Consider the following 25250-nt stretch of genomic DNA (forward strand, 5'->3'; position numbering starts at 1 on the left):
TTTAGATGATTTATTTTTTGAGTTTAAAGTTAATATTTATTCCATAAGTATGGGTTGGCGGAAGGCTTGCTCCCTCGATTCCGGCATATTTTATATCCGGCGAAAATCCAGATTCCGGATCGATATTGGCCGAGCGCTTCATGATGGTCCAGAGGTTTCTGCCTACCAGTGAAAAGGTTATGCCTTCAAACGGTGTTTTATTAAGAAAGCCCTTTGAAAAAGTATAGCCAAAAGTAACCTGCCGTAATTTAATAAACCTGCCGTCAAGCACATTTAATGCAGATACATTTTGGGCCAGCGCTTGGTAGTAGTTTTGCGCAGGTACAGCAATGGTATTCCTTTCACCATTGGCGTTTACGCCATCGCCAACAACGCCGTTTTCCCTGCCTGCAAGGGTAAGCTGGTTAAAGCCCCTGTAAATGCTATTATAATTTGTAGCCGATAATATTTTGTTGCCAAAACGGTAATCGATCAAAAATGAGAGACTTAGTTTGCCAAATGCGAAATTGTTGTTTAATCCGCCGTATATATTAGGTACCGCGCTACCCATAGGTACACGGGGGCCGGCCATGGGTAAACCATTTTCGTCGAAAATGATCTGTCCTTTATCGTTTCTAAGGTAATCGTTGGCCATAATCTGGGGACCTGGCAAGCCTTTAACCAGTGCTGTAGCGGCATTTAGCGGGCGGTAAGTACCGAAGCTTATGTTAGCCGACTCGGGAGTACCGTCTGTTTGAAGGATCTTGTTTTGTACATAGGTAAAATTAAACGATGGCGACCAGTTAAAACTCGTTGTTTTAACAGGAGTGCCGCTTAGCTCAATTTCAATGCCGTTGTTTTGGGTTGAGCCCGTAGGGATAAACCGCCGTGCAAAACCGGTTGCCAGATCAAGGTCTCCTTTAATGATCTCATTTTTTGTTTTACGGTGAAAATAGGCTACATCAATTCCAAGCCTGCCATTTAAAAATTTAAGCTCGGTGCCGGCTTCCATTTCGGTAAGCGTGTAAGGCTTAAGGAATAAATTGGGCAGGCTGTCGCTGAAACTCCCGATGGCAACACCGTTTATTGAATAATTTGTTGTGTAGTATTGGGTTGTTACATATGCATCAGTTGGCTCGCCGCTCGTTTGCGCATACGATAACCTTAATTTTCCGAAGTCAAGGCTGGGGATATGAACGAGATCGGAAAATAAAAGACTTGCCGATACCGAAGGCGTAAAGATACTCCGGTTATCACTTGGCAACGTGGAGTAGGTATCGTAGCGGCCGGTAGTAGTTATTGTTAAATAGTCTCTTAATGAAAAATCAACAGCATAATAGCTTGAATGCGTTTCGGTACTATTATAGTTGTAATTGCTGTTTTTGATGTTCAAATTATTATAGCTATAAAAATATGGTATAATGAATGGGCCTCCAAAAAGCTTCGTGTATTCGTATGTGTTTTTACGTAGGTTAGTCCCTGCAGATATGTCAAAACTCAGCACTTTAGCAATAATGTCATGTTTGGCACCTATTAGCAGGTCACTGTTTAGTTCAGATCGTCGCGTGTTTGACTGTTCATCAAGTCCTCCCATTCCGCCGGCGTAATAAGCGGTTCCGGTTGGGGTAACCGTTTTTCGTTTATCGTAAAGGATGTCGTTACCTAACCTCAACTGTGCATACATCCAATTATTGAAATTGTATTTACCCGATAATGCGGCTATTAAGCGGTTACGGTTTACATCATTAATAAACCGATTAACGGTAAAATAAGGGTTTGTAGTAAAGGTGTCGCTATTCCATCTTATTTCACTGCCATCTGGGGCATAACCCGGCGCAAGGATAGCCTGATCTTCGTTGGCTGCCAGGTATTGAATGTTATTTACATTAAAAGGCCCATCGCTCAGGTTGGGTTTTAAATTAGAAGTTTCGTTGATAAAATTAGCTACAACATTAATATTCAGTTTTTTGGTAACATTTTGACTTGCCGATAAGTTGAACGTTTTGCGATTGAGATCACTGTTACGCACTATTGAGCCGTTGCTAAGGTTTGATAACGACAACCGGAAATTACCATTGTCGTTACCGCCGCTAAATGCAGCAGTGTTGGTAAAAGTATAACCTTGCCGGTAAAACTTACTGATATTATTTTTTACGGCGGAGTAGGGGTAATATTCGCCATCAAACTGAATTGTGGGTTTACCATCCAGTTTTTCACCCCAGCCATAGTTGCCTGAGGATATTGCATTGGTTACGGTAGTCGGCCTTATCCCATACAAACCCTGGCCGTATTGTGTTTGATAATCAAAGGTATTAATTGCTTTATCAGTTTGGTAATTGGTATTAAATTCAACACCAAATGGAGTGTTTTTTTTTCCTGTTTTGGTAGTTATTAAAATTACGCCATTGGCCGCGCGTGCTCCGTAAAGTGCCGATGCCGCCTGGCCCTTTAGTACGGTCATATTTTCAACATCGTCGGGATTTATATTGCTGATGCCATCGCCAAAGTCGGCCCCGCCCCATTCATTGGCCGATCCCCTTTGGGTATTATCCATGGGCACACCATTAATAATAAAGAGTGGCGCGCTTGCACCAAAACTTGTAACGCCTCTTAGTAAAATACGCGCAGAAGATCCTGGTCCGCCGTTTATGCCATTGATACTTAAACCTGCTACGCGCCCCTCCAACGAGTATGCTACATTTGATTCCTTGGCTTTATCAAGCACCTCACCACTAATAGTAGTTACTGAATAACCCACCTTTTTTTGTTCCTTGTTAATGCCAAGTGCCGTTACAACCACTTCGTTTAGCACGTTACTTACCGTAAGCGAAATAGTTACCGGTACAGCGCCAATAAGTTTTACCTCTTTTGTAACGTAGCCTACGAAACTCACTATCAATGTTGACCCGGAGGGTACTTCAAGCAAAAACGCCCCCTTCGCGTCGGTGAGTGAGCCCATGGTTGAACCTCTTACCCTAACTGTAGCGCCTGCAAGCGGCGCGCCATTCTCATCAACAACAACGCCCGTTACTTTAACTACATTAACTATTTCATCAATCGGGGCAATTACTATCAGGTGATTGGCAAGCTCGGTATAAGCGAAGCCCGAATTGGCCAAAATTTTATCTAAAATACTTTTAACATCTTCATTATCAGAATCTATGTCAACTTTGTTTAAAGCAGGGATTTTTCTTTCACTATAAACAAAATGATAAATGCTTTGATGTTCGATTGCTGAGATCACCTTTTTAAAATCGGCCGATTTTAAATTGATAGTGACGCGGGTTTGTGAATATACAGTTAATATAGCCAGTAAATTGAAGAATAATATTAACGTAAACCGTATTTTCATTTATACTGATAACCTAAACCTGTCGCCGACATCCATTGGGGATGCCTAAATTTACATAAATTTTATAATTAGCACAGGTAATAGTGTAAAATGACCGAATTGGTAGGTAACAATTACGAATATTGTAAAGCCACAGCCAAGCCAACTGATGGGAACAAATGTACTGATAACTAACTGTAGAATTATCAGTTAATAGATATAAATAGCGGCATTTTTAATTTTATAATGAAAATCTTCGGTAATGCGTAATGCGTCAAGAGCCTGAGTAATGGATTCTTTTTCATAAGTGCCGCTGAAACGGTACTTTTTCATTTCATCATTTTTAAATTTGATCTCAACACCATACCAGCGTTCCATGCGCATGGCGAGGTCGGCAAAGCTTTCATCCCTGAAAATGAGTTTATTCTGTGTCCACGAAGTCTCTAAAATGGCACTGTCGTCCTGGTGAAGACGGGTAAAGCTGGTTAAGACATATTGCGTACCGGCACTGCTGTCGGTAGCTGGTGAAAGCTTAGCCTGGTTTTTACGTACAGTAGTAAACGAGCCCTTTTTAACAATCAGTTTTTCGCTTGGTTTTAAAATAATCCTGTCCGATGGCCGGTCGTCAAGGGTAACTTCAATGGCGCCCCTGATCAGGGTTGTTTCACTTGACGGATCATCGGGGTATGATTTAACGTTAAAAGCGGTACCCAGCACCTTAATGTTCATTTTTTCGGTATGGATAATGAACGGATGTTCATGATCTTTATGTACATCAAAAAAGGCTTCGCCGCTTAAATAAACTTCGCGGGTTTTGCCTGTGAAGTTTGTTGGATATCTTAACGAACTTTGCGAATTAAGGGTGATACGCGTACCGTCGGTTAATACAATGGTTGATTTATCGCGGGCAGAAGTGTTTTTATTTTGCCAGGCGCCGGATGTTGCGCTTGCAATTCCGTGGCCCAAAGTAACTGTTTTTGAATAAAAAAGGTACGCGCAACCTGCTATTAGAACAACAGCGGCCGCAGCACGCCAAAGATAATGCATCGTGCCCTTTTTAACGGGGTTAATGGCCGTTGCAGGTTCAATAACTTCCTGTGCTTTAATTTTTGACTTTATTTTTTGAAAGGCGAGGGCATTGTCGGCATATTGGGCATCGCTATGTTTCCAGTAAGCAGAAAGGGCTTCGTATTGTTCACGAAGGGAAGCATCATTAGCTAAGCAACGCTGAAATTCATTATTTTCATCAGAGCTGATTTCATTCGACAGTTTTTTGCCCACCAGCTCTATAAATTTATCATTGCCCATCGTATAATTGCATCCTTATTTATGATAGGACAACTTATTTAGGTTAATTACTTACAAGGTTAAAAAAAATAATTGAAAATTACAATTGTGCTTCCTAAAATGTTGATTGTATTGGTTTTAATACAGCTTCGTGGTGCTTGTTATATTGTGTCAAAACGACACTAAGCTTCTTGATCGCTCTGAAAAGTTGCGTTTGTACTGTACGGGGCGAAATATTAAGAATTTCGGCCACTTCCTTATACTTCATACCATCCTCTTTTATCAGCCTGAAAACAATGCGGCATTGTTGCGGTAAACCGGCTATGGCCTGGTCCATCCTAAAAATAAGCTCTTTGTTTTCAATTTCTTTTTGGGGATTATAGGTATTTACAAATTCTACCGAATTGGTTTCTTCAATTTGTACAAGATGAATGGTTGAGTATTTTTTGATGTGGTTTAGCGACTGGTTTTTTACCGCTACAAACAGGTAGGTTTCGGGGTTTTGAATTTCGATGAGGTTTTTACGGTTAAGCCAACACTTTACAAACACATCTGACACTATCTCTTCGGCAATTTCCCGTTGATGTACGTATAACACACAAAATTTAATGAGCGAGTTGTTAAGGATATGGAAAAACAGCTCAAAAGCATTCTCATCATCATTATTACAAATGAGTTTCCATAATTTCAGCGTATCAACTTTTCTGTCTCTCAAACCGAAGGATTTTTAATTAATCAACTAAATTTAAAACTTAATAATGGTGTAACAATAATAACATATTAATACCAAAAAATAAAATTTTATGATGTAAGTTGCGATGTTTTTTAAAAAATTTTAAAAAGTGTGTAAGCAATACACCATATAAAATTGTCAGTAATTAATAAAATAATAGCTTGATGAAACGATTATTTACAGTATTTCTTTTGGTTTTGGGTGGCTTTGAAGTGTTTGGACAACAGCACAATATGTCAAAACAATATGTTCCTGCCGGCGACCCTGCAGTTGAGCAAAAAATTGCAAACTGGCAGGATCTCAAGTTCGGTTTATTTATGCATTGGGGTACGTACAGCCAGTGGGGTGTAGTTGAAAGCTGGAGTATTTGCCCCGAGGATGAAGGCTGGACACAACGCCGCGGTCCGTACGGCGCTACCTATAATGGTTATAAGGCGGCATACGAAAATCTCCAAACAACTTTTAACCCAACCAAATTCAATCCCGAAAAATGGGTAAAGGCGGCCAAAGATGCCGGAATGAAATATGTGATTTTCACTACCAAGCACCACGATGGCTTTTGCATGTTTGATACCAAAGAAACCGATTATAAGATCACCAGCAGCAAAACACCTTTTTCAAGCAATCCAAGGAGCAATGTAACTAAGGAGATCTTCAACGCTTTCCGTAAAGATAACTTTATGATTGGCGCTTACTTTTCAAAGCCCGACTGGCACACCGAAAATTACTGGTGGCCATACTTCCCGCCTAAAGATCGTAACGTAAATTACGATCCGAAAAAATATCCTGAACGCTGGCAAAAGTTTAAAGATTTTACCTATAACCAGATCAGCGAGCTCATGAGCGATTATGGCAAGGTTGATATTTTATGGCTTGATGGGGGATGGGTACGCCCGAAAAGCAGTGTTGATACTACCATAGAATGGCAGCGAGGAATTAAGTTTGACCAGGATATTGACATGCCAAGAATAGCCGCTATGGGCAGGCAAAAGCAACCAGGCTTGATTGTGGTTGATCGTACCGTTGCAGGCAAATATGAAAACTACACTACTCCCGAACAGGAAGTACCCGAAGTACCGCTTGATCATCCCTGGGAGAGCTGCATAACCATGGGTAATTCATGGAGCTATGTTCCCGGCGATCATTATAAATCGGTACAGCAAATAGTTCAGTTGTTGGTGAAGATCGTATCGCGCGGTGGTAACCTGCTCATGAATATTGGCCCCGGCCCTGATGGTGATTGGGATCCGGTTGCCTATGAACGCCTGCAAGGTATTAGCAATTGGATGAAAATCAACGGTGAAGGTATTTATGCCAGCCAGTCGGTTGCACCATATTCAACAGGTAATATATACTATACGAAAGCTAAAAACAGCAACACTATTTATGCCTTCGCTTTGAGTGATCAGGAAAAGGTGGTTTTACCTGCTACAGTATCTATAAAATTAAAGGATATAAAAAGGGTAAAGAAAGTGACCTTGCTTGGCAGCACTCAAAGCCTTAAATGGAAACGGGTGACTGATGGTATTGATATCAGTATTCCGGCAAAATTACAACAAGCGAGCGGGCTTAATGAAGCGGCCGGTTTTAAAATAGTTTATTAATATTTCATAACAACCAAATAACCACAATGTCATTTCGACGAATAGGGTAGGGCTAAGAAAGGCGAGGAGAAATCTTGTACAAGCGACGGGCAAATTTACAGGGTGTACAAGATTTCTCCTGATTACTACCACATACGCCTTGTATACTCGTCTAAATGACAATTATACCGACAAAATCCCATATTATATAGCCAAGTTTTTACAGCTAAAATGATTTTGCAGTTTTTAATTTTGATCATCCATCCAACCCAAATAAATGACAACAACCCGTTCGGCAGGCAGATCTGCATTGTTTAAATTTTCATTAGTGTTATCCGTCCTTGCTTCTGGCGTTTATCAAAACGCAGGGGCGCAAACCAGCTACGAGCTTAATAGCGGCTGGAAATGTACGTCAATGAATAGTGTTAAAGATAATGGCACTATTATATCTCAAGCCAATTATGATCTGGCTGCATGGAATCCTGCAGTTGTGCCTGGAACGGTGCTTACAACCCAGGTAGCCAACAAACAGGTACCTGATCCATTTTACGGGATGAATAATGAGAAGATCCCTGATATCTATAAGGTAGGCCGCGATTATTATACTTACTGGTTCGCCAAAGATTTTAAAGAGGCCGCGCCAACCGGCAGCAATCAAACTTACCTTAACCTCAGGGGTGTAAATTACAGTTGCGATGTTTTTCTTAACGGGCATAAGCTTAACAGCAAACTACATAAAGGTATGTTTTTGCGCCAGAGCTATAACATTACGAAATGGCTGAGTAAAAATGGTAATAACCGTTTAGCGGTGGTTGTCTATCCTCCGGATGTGGTTGGTAACCCCAATGGGGGCCAGGGTGGCGATGGCACTATTGCACGTGGCGTAGGTATTCAATATACCGCAGGCTGGGATTGGATCCAGCCTATTCGTGACCGTAACACAGGCATTTGGGATAAGGTAACTATTGAGCATACCGGCGCGGTAGTTATTAAAGATCCCCATGTAGTTACCCTTGTTCCGGGTGTTCGTCAGCCGGAAGGTGCGCAGCAGCCGGCTATTGTACAGGTGTCTGCCGAAGTTGAAAATACTACAGGTACTGCAGTAAGTGGTACTTTACAATATAATTTAGATGGCAAGCTGGTGTCACATCCGGTTACCCTGAAAGCCAATTCAAAACAGGAAGTTAAACTGGCGGATTACAGCCTTAAAAACCCTAAGCTTTGGTGGCCTAATGGCTATGGTCCGCAAAATTTGTATAAGCTTAATTTGCAGTTTGTAGCAGGTGGCAAGGTATCCGACCAAAAACGCATTGAAGTTGGCGTACGCCAGATCACTACCGAGTGGAACAATAAAACCGAAAGTCGCCAGGTTAATGTGAACGGCCAAAAGGTATTTATTAAAGGCGGTAACTGGATCATCTCTGATCAGATGTTACGTTTCAGCGATGCCCGTTATGATGCCGAAGTTCGTTTTCACCGTGATATGAACCTGAACCTGATCCGTGTTTGGGGTGGTGCGCTGATTGAACGCCCGGAGTTTTATGAGGCTTGCGATAAATACGGTATGCTGGTTTTTCAGGATATGTGGGGATCGGGCGATTGCAATGGTCGCTGGATAGATCCGATGAAGGCTGATGACCAATGGACCCGCCGCAAATACCCTGATGATCATGACCTGTATTTAAAATCGGTTGCCGATCAGGTTAAACTGGTGCGTAACTTCCCATCGCTTGCTATCTGGTGTGGTGGTAATGAGATCACTCCGCCCGAAGATATTTTTGCGGCCCTGCGTGATACCATTATGCCTAAGCTCGATAATACCCGTTGGTTTATCCCGTATTCAAACTCCGAAGAAATGTCGCGTAATGTACAGGGCGGCAATGGCGATGGTCCTTACGGGGTTCAAAGCCTCTCAACTTTCTGGGATTATAGAACCTATCCTTTCAATTCCGAAGTTGGTTCGGTTGGAGTAAGCGATTATGAATCATTAAAACGCTTTATTCCTGCCGAAAACATGGTGGTGCCCGAGTTTGATGCCTCAACCGGCAAAACCAAAACTGATCCGGTTTGGGAGTATCACAAGTATATTGGCTACGATGGTTTTATTGATAAATACGGAAAAGCTAAAAACGTTGAAGACTTCGCAACCAAAGCCCAGCTGGTAAACTATGATCAGTATCGTGCATTAATGGAAGGCTTTAGCTCGCACATGTGGGATTGGTATACAGGTACCATCATCTGGAAAACCCAAAACCCATGGACAGCCATGCGCGGCCAGATGTATGATTATTACCTTGATCCTAATGCTTGTCTTTATGGCTTGCATAACGGTAGTGAACCTTTACACATCATGTATAACCAAACGGATGGTATGGTGATGGTAGCCAATAATACTTTTAAAACGCATAGCAATATGCTGCTGGTAGCCAAAACCTATGATATGGATGGTAAGGAGAAAGTATTAACAAAGGTTTTTGCCGATGTAACACCGACTACTACCAAACGCTATTTATCACTGAAAAGAGAGATTGAGAAAGAAGCAAAAGACAATGGTGTTTTCCTTTGCCTGCAATTGCTTAAATCAGATAAAGAAGTAATTAGCGAGAATATTTACTGGTTACCTGATGCTAACGGAGATTTCTCGGGCTTACAAAAAATGCCTAAAGGTAATTTAGGTGCAACAGCTAAATATTTAAAGAACGGCAAGGTTGAGGTAACGCTGACCAACGAAGGTAATGGCGCGCTTGCATTTTTCAACCGCCTGTCTTTAGTTAATGCTGATACGAAACAACGCATTCTACCGGCCTTTTACAGCGATAACTATGTAACGGTGCTGCCGGGCCAAACTAAAAAAGTTGTTATCGACCATAATCCAGGTGCAGATAAAAACCTTGCAGTAAGCATCGGCGGCTGGAACGTAACTGAAAGAACCATATCTATCGACAAATAATAAACACAGACAATGAATACTATTTCAAAATATTTGTCAGCAGCGGCATTGGCCTTTATCTGTACAGGTGCTGTTAGTGCTCAGGAAACAGCGGCAAAATTTCCGTTGATCCCTTACCCGGCTCAATTAACAGCTGGTGAAGGTTCATTTACTATAACATCAAAAACCGGCATAGTAACTTCCAATGCTTTTAATACCGAGGCTTATGCCTTGAAAGATATGTTGCGTAAAGGTTTAGGTAAGCTTATTGAAATAAGCAAGGTAAAGAAAGTTCACGCTATTAACCTGGTTTATGACGCAAGTATAACTGCTCCTGAAGCGTATCGTATGAGCGTTACTAAGGAGCAGGTTGTTATCCGTGCAAAAGACCCGGCCGGTGTGTTTCACGCGGTAGAAACTATTCATCAGTTATTGCCTGTTGGTATTGAAGCCGGTGTTGTGCAAAAGCAATTGTCTTTACCGGTTGTAGCTATTGAAGATGCACCGGTTTACGGATGGCGCGGTATGCATTTGGATGTATCGAGGCATTTTTTCTCAGTGAGCTATCTGAAAAAGTTTATCGACCGGATGGCTTTGTACAAAATGAATAAGCTGCACCTGCACTTAACCGATGATCAGGGCTGGCGCATCGAAATAAAAAAATACCCGCTGCTTACTGAAGCCGGTGCATGGCGTACATTCAATAACCAGGATTCGGCCTGTATGAAAAAGGCTAAGGATAATCCTGATTTTGTGATCGATAAAGAGCACATCATCCAAAAAAATGGTAAAACATTATACGGCGGTTTTTATACCCAGGATGAAATGAAAGGCGTGGTAGCTTACGCAGCAGCAAGACATATCGATATTGTTCCGGAAATAGATATGCCGGGACATATGATGGCTGCCATTAATTCATATCCTTTTTTAACCTGCGATGGCGAAAATAAATGGGGCGAATTGTTCACCAAACCCATTTGTCCATGTAACGAAAGTACTTTTGAATTTGCCGAGAATGTATTTACCGAGATCATGCAGATCTTCCCTTCAAAATACATTCACATCGGCGGTGATGAGGTTGACCGCACAAACTGGGGCAAATCAGATGCCTGTAAAGCTTTAATGGCCAAAGAAGGTATCAAAGATCTGGCCGGATTGCATAGCTACTTCATCAACCGCATGGAGAAATTCTTCAACTCGAAAGGCCGCAAACTGATTGGTTGGGACGAGGTAATTGAAGGAGGCATTAGCCCAACAGCTATTATTATGTACTGGCGCACATGGGTTCCTGATGCACCGGTTAAAGCTGTGAAGAATGGCAATACTGTGATCATGACGCCCGGCGAACCGCTTTATTTTGATAACCAGCCAGATCAGTATTCTGTTAGCAAGGTATATCACTTTAACCCGGTACCAAAAGTGCTGAATGCCGAAGAAGCAAAATCAATCATTGGCGCACAGGCTAATCTCTGGTCAGAAATGATCCCGTCTGAAAAACGCGCGGATTATATGTATATGCCGCGCATGACCGCATTGTCTGAAATGCTGTGGACGCATAAGGAAAGTGAATACGATTCATACTTGCAGCGTTTAACAGAGCAATACAAACGTATGGACGCCATGAAGGTTAACTATCGTTTGCCTGATCTTCCAAATTTGCTTAATCAATATGTTTTCACAGACGAAGGTAAGTTGAGCATCGTGTCTCCATTGCCGGGCCTGACTATTCGTTACACTACGGATGGCACGCTGCCTGATGCCAAATCGCCGGTGTTGCCATCGCCATTAACTATCTCTAAATCACAATTGGTAAGGATTGCCGCTTTTACACCAACCGGTACCCGTGGTGACGTTTATAACCTGAACTACACACAACAGCAAATGCTTGGCCCGGTAAAAATCGCCCCGCCAAAACCCGGACTTACAGCTACTTATTACAAGGCTTTTTTCAAAAAGACTGCCTTAATGCAAGATGCGAAAGTTGACAGCACTTTCACTACCGATAAGATAGAAGTGCCTGCTACAGTTAAAGCACCATCGTTTGGTATCACCTACAAAGGTTACATTGATGTGCCAACTGACGGTATTTACAGCTTTTATTTAACCTGCGATGATGGCGGTGTACTGTACATTGGCGATAAAACTGTTGTGGATAACGATGGTAATCACTCGGCTCAGGAACGCAGCGGACAAGTCGCGCTAAAAATCGGTGCGCATCCGTTTAAGCTTGATTTTATTGAAGGTGGCGGCGGCTTTAAACTGTTGCTAAAATATAGTGTTAATGGCTCGGCCCCGCAGGATGTGCCGTCATCATGGCTTAAAAACTAATTATCTAATAACCAATTATGAAGAAGTTTACAGGCATTGCCTTATTGTTATTGACCGCCGGCTTAAATGGTTTTAGTCAAACGGCACCCAAACCTTATGGTGTGTTACCTACTCAAGGACAGCTTAATTGGCAGGAAACAGGTATGTATTGCATTATCCACTATGGGGTGGATACCTACACCAACAAGGAGTGGGGCTTTGGCGATGAAGATCCGAAGATTTTTAATCCGTCACAGTTTAGTGCTTTGCAAATTGTAGCCGCCGCAAAAGCAGGAGGCTTTAAGGGCGTAGTTGTGGTTGCAAAACACCACGATGGTTTTTGCATTTGGCCAACTAAAACTACGGAGCATAATATCACTAAAAGCCCCTATAAAAATGGCAAGGGGGATATGTTGAAAGAATACCGCGAAGCCTGCGATAAGCTGGGCATGAAACTGGGGGTATACTGCTCGCCGTGGGACAGAAACAATCCTAACTACGGTACTGCAGAATATGTGAAGACATATCGTGCGCAATTGAAAGAGTTGTATACCAATTACGGTCCGTTGTTTATTTCATGGCATGATGGTGCTAACGGCGGCGATGGCTATTATGGTGGCAAGCGCGAAGTAAGAAAAATAGATCGTTCAACTTATTATGGCTGGGATACTACCTGGGCCATTACACGTAAACTTCAACCGAATGCTGTTTTATTTGGCGATGTTGGTCCGGATGTGCGCTGGGTTGGCAACGAGGAAGGCCATGCAGGCGAAACCTGCTGGGCAACCTATACGCCACATGCTCCTGATGAGGGCAAAGCACCTGCCAATGGTTATGTGAAAGATTATGAAGGCAACGAAGGTACCCGTAACGGTAAGTACTGGATGCCTGCCGAATGCGACGTGTCGTTACGCCCGGGATGGTTTTATCATAAAACACAGGATGAAGGTGTAAAATCGCCTTATACCTTGCTTGATCTGTATTACAAAAGCGTAGGCCGTGGTGCAGCGCTTGATTTGGGCTTATCTCCCGACCAGCGTGGTATTATTAATGAGATCGACGTAAAATCATTAACCGAGTTCGGTAACCTTCTTAAACAAACCTTCGCGGTTAATTTGGCAAAAGGCGCAACGTTAACGGCAAGTAATGTGCGTGGCGGTAACAAAGCCAAGTTCGGTCCGCAGTTTTTAGTAGATGACAACCGTTACAGCTATTGGGCAACTGACGATAAGGTGACTACTCCTGAATTAACTATCGATCTGCATTCGCCAAAAACATTTAACGTGATCCGCCTGCGCGAAAATATTAAGCTTGGGCAGCGTATTGAAGCTGTTGCTGTAGATGCTTACTTAAATGGCAAGTGGGAACAAATAGGTGAAGCTACCAGCATTGGCGGTAACAGGCTGATCCGTTTAACGCAAAATATAACTGCAAGCAAGTTAAGGCTGAAGATTACTGCTTCGCCGGTGGCTATTACCTTGAGTGATTTCGGGATTTATAAAGAGCCGGTACATTTAACTGCGCCAAAGATATCCCGCAATAAAAAAGGCGAGATAAGCATTACTACCGAAGCGCCGGTAAGCGCTATCCGCTATACGCTTGACGGGCACGAGCCAACGCTAAATTCGCCGGTTTACAGTAAACCGTTTACGCTTAATGAAGGCGGAGTAGTCAAAGCCCGCAGCTTTGAAGGTAAGGAGCACCAAAGCGAAAGTACTTACGCGGAATTCGGCTTTGCTAAAACCGATTGGAAAGTACTGGATGCCACTGCGGCTAATGACCAATGGAACAAGGCCGAAAATGCCTTTGATGAAAATACCGGTAGTCTTTACAGCACACTAAAAAAAGAAAGCGCGCAATTCCCGCAGCAGATCAGCGTTGATTTAGGAAAAGAGCAGAAAATAAAAGCATTCGGCTATTTGCCAAGGCAGGATAAGCAAGCCGAGGGCATTGTTGATAGCTATGTGTTTTATATCAGCAACGATGGCAAAACCTGGGAAAAGGTGGCATCGGGCGAGTTCTCAAATATCAAATCGAATCCAATTGAGCAGCCTGTAGTATTAAAGCAGGAGGTTAGCGCACGTTATTTAAAATTTGAAGCCGCGCATGTAATTGCAGGCAATGGTATTGCCGTAGCCGAATTAAGCGTTTATTAATAATCTATTAAGTATTGAGGTTTAATTGGCAACAAAATAAGCCTCAATACCATCATTTAAATAAAGAATGAAAAAGCAATTCGTTTTGGCCGGTTTACTGGCCCTGGTTAATTTAAGCTCCCAGGCACAAAGGCATCAATCGCAGCCAATGAAAAAGGCCGGCGGTTTAACGCAATATGTCGATCCGTACATCGGCACCGGTTTCCACGGTCACGTTTTTGTGGGGGCAAGTGTCCCCTTTGGTGCGGTACAGTTAGGCCCAACCAATATTTCTGAGGGCTGGGACTGGTGTTCGGGCTATCACATTTCTGATTCTACCATCATCGGCTTCCAGCATACCCACCTGAGCGGTACGGGCATTGGTGATTTAGGCGATATATCCTTCATGCCGACAACCGGCGCTATTAACGTATACAAAGGCAGCAACAAGAATTTAAAAAGTGGTTATGTGTCGTTGTTCAGCCACAAGGATGAGGTCGTAAAACCAGGTTATTACAAGGTAAAACTTAAAAAATACGATATCGGTGTTGAGCTTACTGCCAGTACCCGCGTTGGGATGCATAAGTACACTTTCCCGGCAACAAAAGATGCGCACATCCTCATCGATCTGCAGGAAGGTATAGGCTGGGACAGGCCAATGGAAACCTATATTAAACAGGTTGATAAAAACACCATTTGCGGTTACCGTTTTTCAAAAGGCTGGGCAAATGATCAGCGTATTTACTTTACCGCTGTGTTTTCAAAGCCTATTAAAACTTTCGCTGTTTATGATAGTACAGCTAACGTAAAAGGTACCGAGCTTAAAGGGGTAAAAGTGAAAGGTGTTATCAGCTTTGCTACTGCCAAAGGCGAAGTTGTTTATGCCAAGGTGGGCATCTCACCGGTAAGTGCAGAGAATGCTATGCTAAACATTAAAGCCGAAATACCGGGCTGGGATTTCAATAAAGTAGTTACAGATGCCGATGCAGCCTGGAATAAGCAGTTTCAAAAAATTGTGATCAAAGCTGATTCATTATCGCAAATGAAGAAGTTTTATACAGCTTTTTATCACACCATGATAGCGCCGTCTATCTTTAACGATGTGAACGGCGAATACTGGGGAACCGATAAAAAGGTGCACAAAAACGAGGGCTTTAATAATGTAACTACGTTTTCATTATGGGATACTTACCGTTCAAATAACCCGCTGTCAACCATTATCCACCCGGAACATGTGAATGATATGATCAACTCTATGCTGGCCATTTATCAGCAACAGGGCAGCTTGCCGGTGTGGCATTTAATGGCTAACGAAACCAATTGTATGGTGGGCTACAGCGCAGTACCTGTTGTTGCCGATGCTTTGTTAAAAGGTTACAAAGGCTTTGATGCCAATTTAGCTTATGAAGCCATGAAAACCACCTCCATGGGTGATGACCGTGGTATCAAATACGTTAAAAAATATGGTTATATCCCGGCCGATAGCAGCCGCGAATCTGTTTCGATGGGTCTTGAATATGCTATTGACGACTGGAGCCTGGCACAGGTAGCTAAAAAGCTGGGCAAAACTGAAGACTATGCCTATTTCAGCAAACGCGGCGCCTACTATAAAAACTATTACGATGCCAAAGCAGGTTTTATGCGTGGCCGTTTGTCACAGGATGCATGGCGCACTCCTTACAGCCCGTTTATCTCCATCCATGAAACCGGCGACTTTACTGAAGGTAACGGCTGGCAATACACCTTCCTTGTTCCGCAGGATGTAGAAGGTTTGATTGATATGCTTGGTGGTGTCGATAAATTCAATACCAAACTCGACTCATTGTTTATTGCGCAAGGCGATATGGGCAAATTTAAATCGCCGGATGTATCTGGTTTGATAGGTCAGTATGCCCACGGTAACGAGCCAAGCCACCCGATGAGCTACTATTATGCTTACTCAGGCAAGCCATGGAAGACAGCCGAAAAGGTAAGGTTCATCCTTGATGATTTTTATACAGATAAACCAGATGGTATTATCGGTAACGAAGATGTTGGCCAGATGTCGGCCTGGTACGTGTTATCCGCAGTTGGTTTTTATCCGGTTAACCCGGCTAACGGCCTGTACGTATTTGGCAGCCCGGTGGTTAACGAGGCTACACTGCAATTGCAGGGAAACAAGAAATTCCATGTAGTAGTTAAAAATAATGGTCCTAAAAATAAGTATATCCAGGCCATGACGCTTAATGGAGCTAATTACACCAAAACTTATATCAAGCACACTGATGTGATGCAAGGCGGTGAACTGGTGATTACCATGGGCGATAAGCCCGGTACTGTTTGGGGCGTTGGGGAAGCTAACAAAGCGGTCTCGGTGTTGAAGTAGATCCTCTTGGAAGTAGATCATCTTGCTACGTCATTGCGAGCGTAGCGCGGCAATCGCACGGAAGCAGAGCCGCCATGTACAGCATGCAATTGCTTCGTACCTTACAGCAATGACATGAGTTTATTGAATTAAAAAGGGATGCCCGGCGGCATCCCTTTTTAATTTTTGCGCGTGGTCGGTGTTATCACTATGAGTGTTCGGAAGATTTCAAATTCCCCCCTTGGGAGGGGTGTGTTGGAAATGTGCGGTGGCAGGGAGGGGTTTATCCGCTATTTCAAACGAATAAGTACGTCAATGAAACACCTCCCTGCACCCTCCCAAAGGAGGGAGTCGCACAATCCCACGCTCTGTTATTTCTTCCGAACACTTATGGTATTATCACCGCACCAGCAGGCTGCTTACCTTTTCCAATGAAACAGAATTTATCAAATTATGCGATAGCATGATAACACAGGCAGCAGGAGGGGGTTAACAGGGTTAACATAATTTGAAAATTATTAAAATAAATTATTGATTGTCAATTGTTTAATAAGATGTTGGGGTTACGCGAAAGATTTGCAATAATTCAGCTTGTGGCCGGTGTTAGCACGCTTGAGCTTGCAGAAATATCTCCATAAGATAAATCCCTAATTAAAACTTAATCTTGCCTTGACATGTTATCTCAACATGAACCGTCTCCTTAAAAAGCTCGAAAAAATTGGCCGCGATCCCAAGATCACCGCAAAAGCAGTTGGCCTGCGTTATGTTTCTGACTCATCGCCGGGATATACCCGCAAAAAATCGGGAAAGGGCTGGAGTTATTATGATGCGGATGGTAACCTTATAAAGGACAAGGAGCTGATAGCAAGGTTTAACAAGCTGGTGATCCCCCCGGCTTATACCAACGTTTGGATCTCGCCTTATGAAAACGGTCACCTGCAATTTACCGGTACAGATGCCGCTGGGCGCAAACAATACCGTTACCACACCTATTGGAACCAGATCCGCAATCAATCCAAATATCATCGCATGCAGTCTTTCGCCGCGCACTTACCGGCAATTCGTGAGCAGGTAGATAAAGATCTGGCAAGACGTGATCTTGGTCATGAAAAGGTAGTGGCACTTGTGGTAAGGTTAATGGAATTGACAAGTATCAGGGTAGGGAATGAGTCGTACAAAAAGTTGTATGGATCATTTGGTTTAACAACTTTGCAAAACAGGCATGTAAAGGTTGAAGGTTCTAATTTACGATTTGAGTTTAAAGGCAAAAAAGGGGTGTTTCACAAAGTATCGCTCCAGAGCCGCAAGCTGGCCCGTTTAGTAAAGCAATGCAGGGATATCCCGGGAAAAGAGCTTTTTCAATACTATAATGAGGATGGAACCCGTTGCAGTGTTGGTTCAGGCGATATCAATAATTACCTGCACGAAATAACCGGCGAGGATTTTACAGCCAAGGATTTCCGTACCTGGGCCGGCAGTGTGAGTGCGCTATACGCCTTTAAAGAAGCCGGGGAGTTTAATAGTATAACCGAATGCAAAAAGAAGATTGTGAGCGTTTTGGATGAAGTTGCTATAAACCTTGGGAACACACGTACTGTGTGCAAAAAGTACTACGTGCACCCATCGGTTATTAAAAGTTATGAAGAAGGCACCATTTTTAAGTATATCAGCCAGCTTGATGAACGCGAAGAGGTAAAAGCCGCCGAACTTAATATTGCTGAGAAAGCCTTACTCAACCTACTGGAAACGGAAAAACTGGCCGAGGCCAGTTGAAGGTTGATTATGTTTAAAGTTGCTTAAGAGAGTGGTTATTTCTATTAAATATTAACTGATCTTATCTTATCGAAATAAAACTACTCACCTAATCCAACTTAATCAACCAATTACTTTACTTTTTACGGGTGGTAATCACTACTACACCGTCTTTGGCTTTATCGCCGTATTTTTTCGTACTGTCATCGCCTTTCAATATCGAAATGCTTTCTATTTTGTCGGGATTAAGTTTTTTAAAGGCTTCTGTGGAACTGGTTTTACCGTCTATTACAATTAATGGGTCTTTATCGCCATTAGTCATAATGCTCATTCCGTTTACGTTTAACGCCTTAACGTTTGCTTTTTTGCCGTAGCCGGTAACAACCACATCGCCTCCATTTGCCACTATCGCGTCATCATCGGATTTTATGCTGTATGAAAGGGCCGTTGGTTTAGCTTTTACGCCGTTTATGGTTATGCTGCTACTGCCAGTTCCGCTTGATGAGCTGGTAGTGTTTTTTGAAATGTAAGTTTTTACATTGCTGTAAGTTTTACCACCACTTTTACTAACCGGACCAACAGTTACTACGTTAATATTGTCATTGTCATTTAGCACAGTATAGCCGCTTAGGTTGGTGTTAACCTTTTTAAAAGTAATGTTGGGTACATCTTTTTCGAGCTCGTCCTTATTAGGAGCGTCTTTAGTAATTATGTAAGCAACTTTAACAGGTTTGTCATCATCAATTTTTACAAACTTCCGGGCGTTATCGCCGGTAAGTATATACATGTTCTCGATTTTTGTCGGATCGAGGGTTTTACTGGTAGATACCACGCCATTTATCACAAATACCAAAGAATCTTTTTTAATGAATGCAAAAGATATCTTTAGCTCTTTATTAGTATCCGGTTTGACGGCCATTGGCGCGATAGCTATTAATGGTGTAAGTGAGGGTTGAGGCACGGCCGCGGGTGTAACCATTGGTTTTGCAGCAGGTGTTTTGTGAATTGGTTTACCTGCTTTTACCGGTTTTGCAGATGGAATTTCCTCTGCATTGATGTTAATGATCCTGGCCAGTGGTTGTACCGCGGCGGCAAGGGTGATCCTCACCGGTTTGGCAAAGTCAGCTTTTGAAATGCTGAATACCAGCAACAGGGCCATAACGGCCGGCACTACAAAAGCGTAGCGGGTGAGGTTAAGTTTCGACGATCTTTTCGCGTTCATCATGATTATCCGTTTTTTTATAGTTGAAATATTGAAATGGTTTACAATGCTGGGCTGGCTATTATTAAAGCTCACATTAACCAAACTGTATTGGTACGTTTTACTGTCAATTCCGTTTTTAAGGATCTTCCTGTCGGTAATAAACTCGATGTTTTCCCTTACCGCCCGCTTAATAAGCCAGATGCCCGGGTTGAACCAATAAAAAATACTGCTGAGCTCAGCTAACAAAATGTCGGCAGTATGCCATTGGTTTACGTGTACCTGTTCATGCAGCAGGATTGATTTTAAATCGGAAGGCTCATGCTTTGCGGGGTTTACGTAAATGCTTCGCCAAAACGAAAATGGGGCTGCATCCTTATCCATTATCCTTACCAAATGTTCGCCTATGTATTGAGGTTTGGAGTTTTTATACAATCGTAAAAGAGATAAAAGCTGCATTGCCAACCGAATAAACAGCAAACCGGCACCTGTCCAGAATATAATGCTTAGCCAGTACCAATAATCAAAAGTTTGAACCGGCTGGCTTACCAGCTGAGCCGGCGACTGCCAGTTGATGGCTATTTGCTCCATAGGTTTGGCCAGTTCCTCGTGCCGCTGCACAAAGGCCGAAAAATTGATCTGCGGGTAAATGCTTGCAAACAGAATAGCCGTAAGCAAATAGATCCGGTTAAGTGTATAAAAGGTAAGGGGCCTTAGCACCAGGTAATAGCCCGCGCAAAACAATAGCAGGGCTATGTTCACTTTCAGTAAAAAAACAAATGTTGCCGGCATGGTTGTAAGGTTTATTGTTTTTCAATGAGTTTAATGATCTCTTTCAGGTCGGTAGCGCTGATCTTTTTTTCGTTGGCAAAAAACGTCACCAGGTCTTTATAGGAGTTTTGAAAATAGTCGCTTACAAAACCACTCATAAAGCGCTTTTTATATTCCTCTTCCTGTATCATTGGCAGGTAGCGGAATGAGTTGCCTAATTTTTCGCTTTTCAAAAATCCTTTACGTTCCAGGTTTTTTATGGTAGAGGCAAGGGTGGTGTAGGGGGGCTTAGGTTCGGCCAGCTGATCTAAAAAATCCTTGATAAATCCCGGGCCCGATTGCCACACTGCCTGCATTGCTTCTTCCTCTTGTTGCGATAGTTTTTCCATTGTATTTACGATTATTTCGTAAATCTACGAACTATTCGTAGTAATGCAAATTTATTTTAACTTTTTAACAGAATTTAACGTTTGGTTGGAGGGGGTAGTGGCTGGAGATCAGTGATTAGGAGGTTGTCTGAATCAGAATTAACAGGATTTTAGAATTTACAGAATCTTGTCTGAACTCGAATTAAACGAATTATTGGAATTGATTGATTTGCTTAGTATTCTGTTAATTCATTAAATTCTATAAATTCGAGTTCAGACTGAATTCGAGTTTAGATAAAACCACCAACCATATCTTAACATAAATCCCTCGGTCATCAAAACAACGCTGTTAATTTTATAAAAGCTGTAACAAAAGTTGATCTGCGCTTAACATAAACGCAAACAAAAAACTATATTTAGGCCTGAGTTGATTGTAAAACATAAATACGCGCTTATTGAAAACTATTACCCGCAGGGACTTTTTAAGCAAAGGTGCCATGCTGGCTGGCGGAGCATATCCCGCCATGCTTGCCCTTGGCCTGTTAAAACCATCACCCGCACATGCTTTCAACCTTGAGGGCAGCGGCAAAGGCAAACACATTATTATTTTAGGCGCGGGTTTAGCCGGCATGACCTGTGCCTACGAGCTTGGTAAGCTCGGCTATCAATGTACTATTTTGGAGGCCCGGCAGCGTACCGGCGGTCGCTGTTTCAGTATCCGCAATGGTAGCACCAATACCGAAATTGATAAACCCACCGCTACAGCCCGTTTTGATGCAGGTCAATATTTTAATGCAGGTCCATCGCGCATTCCGCATAATCATGAGCTAACGTTGCATTACTGTAAAGAACTGGGTATACCTATTCAGGTTTATAATAACGTAAATGAAGGCGCTTATTATTTTGCTGAAGGCAAAGGTCCTTTATCCAATAAAAAAATAAAGGTACGGGAGGTGCATAACGACATCCGTGGTTATATGACCGAAATGCTGGCCAAAAGTATTGACCACGGTAGTCTCGACAGCAGTTTTACCAAAGAGGATGGCGAAAAGATCATTGAATACCTGCAGGCCGAAGGCGGATTGGATATCGATAAACTGTACAAAGCTTCCGCGCGCCGGGGATATGCGGAATCGCCCGGTGCAGGTAATATGCCCGGCAAAGTTGCTGATCCGCATAAACTGGCCGATCTGTTGCATTCAGGTTTGATGGATCCTGATTTTTATAATGTGGCCGAATATACCTATGAACTGCAGATGACCATGTTCCAGGCCGTGGGCGGTATGGATCAGATAGCTAAAGCATTGGAAAAGAAAGTGGCGCAATCAGTTAAAATGGGAGCGGAGGTTACCGCTATTAATAATGTGCCTGATGGCGTTAAGATAACTTATAAAGACGCTACAGGGGAGCATACCTTAAATGGCGACCTGTGTATCTGCACCATTCCGCTGCCTGTGCTAAGCAATATCAGCAATAATTTTAGCGGCGATGTTAGCCGTGCTATTGATTATATCAGCTATAATCAAACGGGCAAAATAGGCCTGCAGTTTAAACGCAGGTTTTGGGAGGAGGATGAGCATATTTATGGTGGTATAACGCACACTAACAATGATTTAACGCAAATATTTTACCCGAGTTATGATTATTTGGGAAAAAAGGGTATCTTGATTGGATATTATAACTTTAACGAAAAAGCGCAAAAGATCGGCGCTTTAGGCTATGCCGAAAGGGAGAAGTTCGCGCTGGAAAAAGGCAGGCTGATTCACCCGCAATATGACAAGGAGTTTGAAAGCTCGTTTTCGGTAAGCTGGCATAAAACAAAATATAATTTAGGCGGATGGGCGGTTTATACCACAGAAACTCGCAAAACACAATACCCGGTACTGTTAAAGCCCGATAAGCAGGTATATTTTGCAGGTGAGCATTTGACATACCTGAATGCCTGGATGGCCGGTGCTTTTGAATCGGCCAGGAGCACAGTTGCCGCTGTACATGCAAGGGCTACAGGTCAGCGTACCCAATATCCGGCTCAAAAATAAAACGACGTTAAAAAACATTAAATACCACCACCATGTCAAGTACAATTAACCGCAGAAACTGGATTAAATCCAGCGCATTTATGGCCGGGGGACTGGCCCTTTTTTCAGGAACAATTGGTAAGCTGGCAGCCATGCCGGCCCGTGTATTTAAGCCATTAACCCGCGGCCTAACCGATCAGGAAGCTATTACCAATGCAGGCTTTGAATTAAAAGCAAGGCTCCTTGCTAACGAGAATCCGTTTGGTCCATCGGCTACGGTTAAAAAAGCCATTCAGGATGCTATTGATAAAAGTTATCAGTACCCTTTTATGCAGCTGTCCCAGATTTATGGGAAAATTGCTGCATACGAAGGCGTAAACTCAAATAATATACTGATGGATGCAGGTTCAACCCCGCTTTTACTTGCGGCTGCCATGCATTTTACCAAAGGTGGTAAAAGCGTAATCACCGGCGACCCTTCATATGATGACCTGCCGGGCAGGGCACAGGCGCTTGAGGGAAAGTGGGTAAAAGTGCCCCTGACCGCCGATTATAAACTCGACCTGGACGCCATGGAAGCAAAGGTTGATGACAATACCGGTTTGGTTTATATATGCAATCCCAACAACCCAACCGCTACCGTGGTTGACACCGAAAAGTTAAAGGCCTTTTGCGAGCGGGTATCAAAAAAAACAACCGTTTTTGTCGATGAGGCTTATATAGATTACCTGCCTGATCCGAAGGCTGTAAGTATGATAAGTTCTGTCAAATCGGGTAATAATGTGATAGTTGCACGTACCTTTTCAAAACTTTATGGCTTTGCCGGCTTAAGGCTCGGGTATATTATATCGCAGCCGGATACCATCAAAACATTTGAAAAATATACTACCCAGGCCTGGAGTATTAGCGCAACTACACTCGCCGCCGCCATAGCGGGTTATCGCGAAGAAGCATTTCTGAAAGAAACCCTGGAAAAAACAAATGCTTCTAAGGAATATCTGTACTCGGTGCTTAAAAAAGAAGGATATGAATACATCCCCTCATCGGCGAACTTTGTGATGTTCCCGCTTAAAATGGACGGCAAAAAATTTGTCGGCGAAATGATGAAGCGCGGCGTAGGTATTCGTAACTGGCAATTTAACGGCAAAGACTGGTGCCGCGTAAGTATTGGCCGCATGGACGAAATGGAAGCCTTTGCCGATGCGTTTAAACAGTTATCTTAAGTGATTGGAGGTTAGAGATTGGAGGTTAGGTTTCAATAGTTTTATACAAATAACCCTAACTTTCAATTTCTGACCATTCCCTAATCACTAATCTCCAACCTCTAATCTCTAAAACAAAGTGCGTAAATTAACATTAACAATACTACTAAGTTCATCACTTTACTTTGCCCAGGCGCAAACTGTAAACCCTCGTCCGCTTACTATGGATGAGTATAAAAAGGCGCAATCATTCACGATTGCTAATTTGGATAATGACACCTACGTTAAATTTGAAAATACCTACGTACTTGACCGTTATGAAAACCGTAAGCCTTATTTTATAACCGGGGCCGACGGCTTGAAAAAACGTATCGACCTGTATAAACTGGTTGCCAAAGAAGGTATGCAGGAAATAGGCCTCATGGTGTTTTATACCAACGAAAAAGGCAAGCTTTACAAAGCCCTCGTGCCCGATTTTACTGCCGATGCTAAAGTTTGGGAGCAGTATTTTCAGGATATTGATAATATCAACAAAGTGGAGCAGAACTTTATCCTGAAGCTGTCGTACGTGCTGTCAAAGGAAGTTAGCTTTCAACAATATAAGGCACTTAACGCGGGTAAGGATCTGAAGGAAGAGGCAGCTACCTATGGCAATGACATCTGTTTCCCGGGTGAAGAACTGGTTACCATGGCTAATGGTGATAAAAAGATGCTTAAAGCCGTGAAAAGTGGCGATGAGGTAATAACGGTTGATCCGTTAACTAAAAAAAGTGCCGCTGTAAAAGTAAAAAAGCTTACCGTACATGAGGCCAAAAACTATGCTTTAACGCAACTGGTACTGGTATCGGCCCAAACAAAAAACACGGCCGAAGGCAGGCAGGTAAAACTGAATAGCAAAGTGTTACAGGCAACTCCTAATCACCCTATGTTAACCAAACAAGGTAACATTAAAATAGGAGAGGTAGCAACCGGCCAGGAAGTACTTTGCCTGAACGAGCAAACCGGCAAATATGAAACTTTCACCGTCCTGCAAAAATCAGAACACGCGGGCGGTGTACAAAGAGTATATAACATTGTTGCCGATGGCGGCAGCACCCTGCTCATGAACGGTGTAATGGTGATGCAGAAGTAATTTAATGTTCCCTTTCTCTGCTTTAATCAATTTCTACAAACCTGTTCCCCCTCTGGGGGATTTTACAATTTAATAAACATGTATTAATTGCCCAAGGACAGATGCACCAGAGGTGCAAAAGGTTTGTAGCTCGTAAAGTTATAGAACACCCTTTGCCCCAGAGGGGCAAAACACGACG

14 protein-coding genes are annotated in these 25250 nt (G+C 42.8%); 9 read left to right on the forward strand and 5 right to left on the reverse strand.

The window, feature by feature from the left end; all coding sequences use genetic code 11:
- Positions 1 to 10 precede the first annotated feature (10 nt).
- From ABIC84_RS02075 to ABIC84_RS02085, 3 genes are all read right to left on the reverse strand, one after another.
- Positions 11 to 3331, reverse strand: a complete 3321-nt coding sequence (locus tag ABIC84_RS02075; RefSeq protein ID WP_090526976.1) for a SusC/RagA family TonB-linked outer membrane protein — start codon at positions 3329 to 3331, stop codon at positions 11 to 13.
- A gap of 189 nt (positions 3332 to 3520) precedes the next feature.
- The gene (locus tag ABIC84_RS02080; RefSeq protein ID WP_090526978.1) at positions 3521 to 4618 is read right to left on the reverse strand and encodes a FecR family protein; all 1098 of its coding nucleotides are present in this window, start codon (positions 4616 to 4618) and stop codon (positions 3521 to 3523) included.
- Positions 4619 to 4712: 94 nt separating this feature from the next.
- A complete protein-coding gene (locus tag ABIC84_RS02085; RefSeq protein ID WP_090526980.1) occupies positions 4713 to 5312 on the reverse strand; it encodes an RNA polymerase sigma-70 factor in 600 nt (199 codons plus the stop codon).
- A gap of 182 nt (positions 5313 to 5494) precedes the next feature.
- Between ABIC84_RS02085 and ABIC84_RS02090 the strand changes: the two genes are divergently transcribed.
- The 6 genes from ABIC84_RS02090 (at position 5495) to ABIC84_RS02115 (ending at position 18401) form a co-directional block, all read left to right on the forward strand.
- Positions 5495 to 6934: an alpha-L-fucosidase gene (locus tag ABIC84_RS02090; protein ID WP_090526982.1), complete on the forward strand. Its 1440-nt coding sequence runs from the start codon at positions 5495 to 5497 to the stop codon at positions 6932 to 6934.
- A gap of 256 nt (positions 6935 to 7190) precedes the next feature.
- Positions 7191 to 9863 (forward strand): glycosyl hydrolase 2 galactose-binding domain-containing protein, encoded by a 2673-nt coding sequence (locus ABIC84_RS02095; RefSeq protein WP_429262524.1) that lies wholly within the window; start codon positions 7191 to 7193, stop codon positions 9861 to 9863.
- Positions 9864 to 9875: 12 nt separating this feature from the next.
- Positions 9876 to 12170 carry a family 20 glycosylhydrolase gene (locus ABIC84_RS02100; protein ID WP_429262525.1) on the forward strand — a complete coding sequence of 765 codons (2295 nt, stop codon included), beginning with the start codon at positions 9876 to 9878 and terminating at the stop codon, positions 12168 to 12170.
- 17 nt (positions 12171 to 12187) lie between these two features.
- Positions 12188 to 14305 (forward strand): alpha-L-fucosidase, encoded by a 2118-nt coding sequence (locus ABIC84_RS02105; RefSeq protein ID WP_429262526.1) that lies wholly within the window; start codon positions 12188 to 12190, stop codon positions 14303 to 14305.
- Positions 14306 to 14372: 67 nt separating this feature from the next.
- A complete protein-coding gene (locus ABIC84_RS02110; protein WP_429262527.1) occupies positions 14373 to 16649 on the forward strand; it encodes a GH92 family glycosyl hydrolase in 2277 nt (758 codons plus the stop codon).
- A 666-nt stretch (positions 16650 to 17315) separates the two neighbouring features.
- Positions 17316 to 18401 (forward strand): DNA topoisomerase IB, encoded by a 1086-nt coding sequence (locus tag ABIC84_RS02115; protein ID WP_429262528.1) that lies wholly within the window; start codon positions 17316 to 17318, stop codon positions 18399 to 18401.
- A 115-nt stretch (positions 18402 to 18516) separates the two neighbouring features.
- On the opposite strand, the gene ABIC84_RS02120 is transcribed toward ABIC84_RS02115, so the two are convergent.
- Together ABIC84_RS02120 and ABIC84_RS02125 are read right to left on the reverse strand one after the other, a co-directional pair.
- On the reverse strand, positions 18517 to 20373 hold the full coding sequence (locus ABIC84_RS02120; protein WP_429262529.1) for a M56 family metallopeptidase: 1857 nt from the start codon (positions 20371 to 20373) through the stop codon (positions 18517 to 18519).
- A gap of 11 nt (positions 20374 to 20384) precedes the next feature.
- Positions 20385 to 20741 carry a BlaI/MecI/CopY family transcriptional regulator gene (locus ABIC84_RS02125; RefSeq protein WP_426586857.1) on the reverse strand — a complete coding sequence of 119 codons (357 nt, stop codon included), beginning with the start codon at positions 20739 to 20741 and terminating at the stop codon, positions 20385 to 20387.
- Positions 20742 to 21175: 434 nt separating this feature from the next.
- On the opposite strand from ABIC84_RS02125, the gene ABIC84_RS02130 reads away from it, so the two are divergent.
- From ABIC84_RS02130 to ABIC84_RS02140, 3 genes are all read left to right on the forward strand, one after another.
- Positions 21176 to 22759, forward strand: coding sequence for an FAD-dependent oxidoreductase (locus ABIC84_RS02130; RefSeq protein ID WP_429262530.1), 1584 nt, complete (start codon positions 21176 to 21178; stop codon positions 22757 to 22759).
- Positions 22760 to 22791: 32 nt separating this feature from the next.
- Entirely contained in the window at positions 22792 to 23961 is a 1170-nt protein-coding gene (locus ABIC84_RS02135; RefSeq protein ID WP_429262531.1) for a pyridoxal phosphate-dependent aminotransferase, read from the forward strand.
- 118 nt (positions 23962 to 24079) lie between these two features.
- Positions 24080 to 25072, forward strand: coding sequence for a Hint domain-containing protein (locus ABIC84_RS02140; RefSeq protein WP_429262532.1), 993 nt, complete (start codon positions 24080 to 24082; stop codon positions 25070 to 25072).
- Positions 25073 to 25250 lie beyond the last annotated feature (178 nt).

Source organism: Mucilaginibacter sp. 3215, assembly GCF_050433785.1.
Lineage (GTDB): Bacteria > Bacteroidota > Bacteroidia > Sphingobacteriales > Sphingobacteriaceae > Mucilaginibacter.

Coding starts and splice junctions, on each gene's coding strand:
- ABIC84_RS02075 (WP_090526976.1), bottom strand. CDS start 3,331: ATGAAAATACGGTTTACGTTAATATTATTCTTCAATTTACTGGCTATA.
- ABIC84_RS02080 (WP_090526978.1), bottom strand. CDS start 4,618: ATGGGCAATGATAAATTTATAGAGCTGGTGGGCAAAAAACTGTCGAAT.
- ABIC84_RS02090 (WP_090526982.1), top strand. CDS start 5,495: ATGAAACGATTATTTACAGTATTTCTTTTGGTTTTGGGTGGCTTTGAA.
- ABIC84_RS02095 (WP_429262524.1), top strand. CDS start 7,191: ATGACAACAACCCGTTCGGCAGGCAGATCTGCATTGTTTAAATTTTCA.
- ABIC84_RS02100 (WP_429262525.1), top strand. CDS start 9,876: ATGAATACTATTTCAAAATATTTGTCAGCAGCGGCATTGGCCTTTATC.
- ABIC84_RS02105 (WP_429262526.1), top strand. CDS start 12,188: ATGAAGAAGTTTACAGGCATTGCCTTATTGTTATTGACCGCCGGCTTA.
- ABIC84_RS02110 (WP_429262527.1), top strand. CDS start 14,373: ATGAAAAAGCAATTCGTTTTGGCCGGTTTACTGGCCCTGGTTAATTTA.
- ABIC84_RS02115 (WP_429262528.1), top strand. CDS start 17,316: ATGAACCGTCTCCTTAAAAAGCTCGAAAAAATTGGCCGCGATCCCAAG.
- ABIC84_RS02120 (WP_429262529.1), bottom strand. CDS start 20,373: ATGCCGGCAACATTTGTTTTTTTACTGAAAGTGAACATAGCCCTGCTA.
- ABIC84_RS02125 (WP_426586857.1), bottom strand. CDS start 20,741: ATGGAAAAACTATCGCAACAAGAGGAAGAAGCAATGCAGGCAGTGTGG.
- ABIC84_RS02135 (WP_429262531.1), top strand. CDS start 22,792: ATGTCAAGTACAATTAACCGCAGAAACTGGATTAAATCCAGCGCATTT.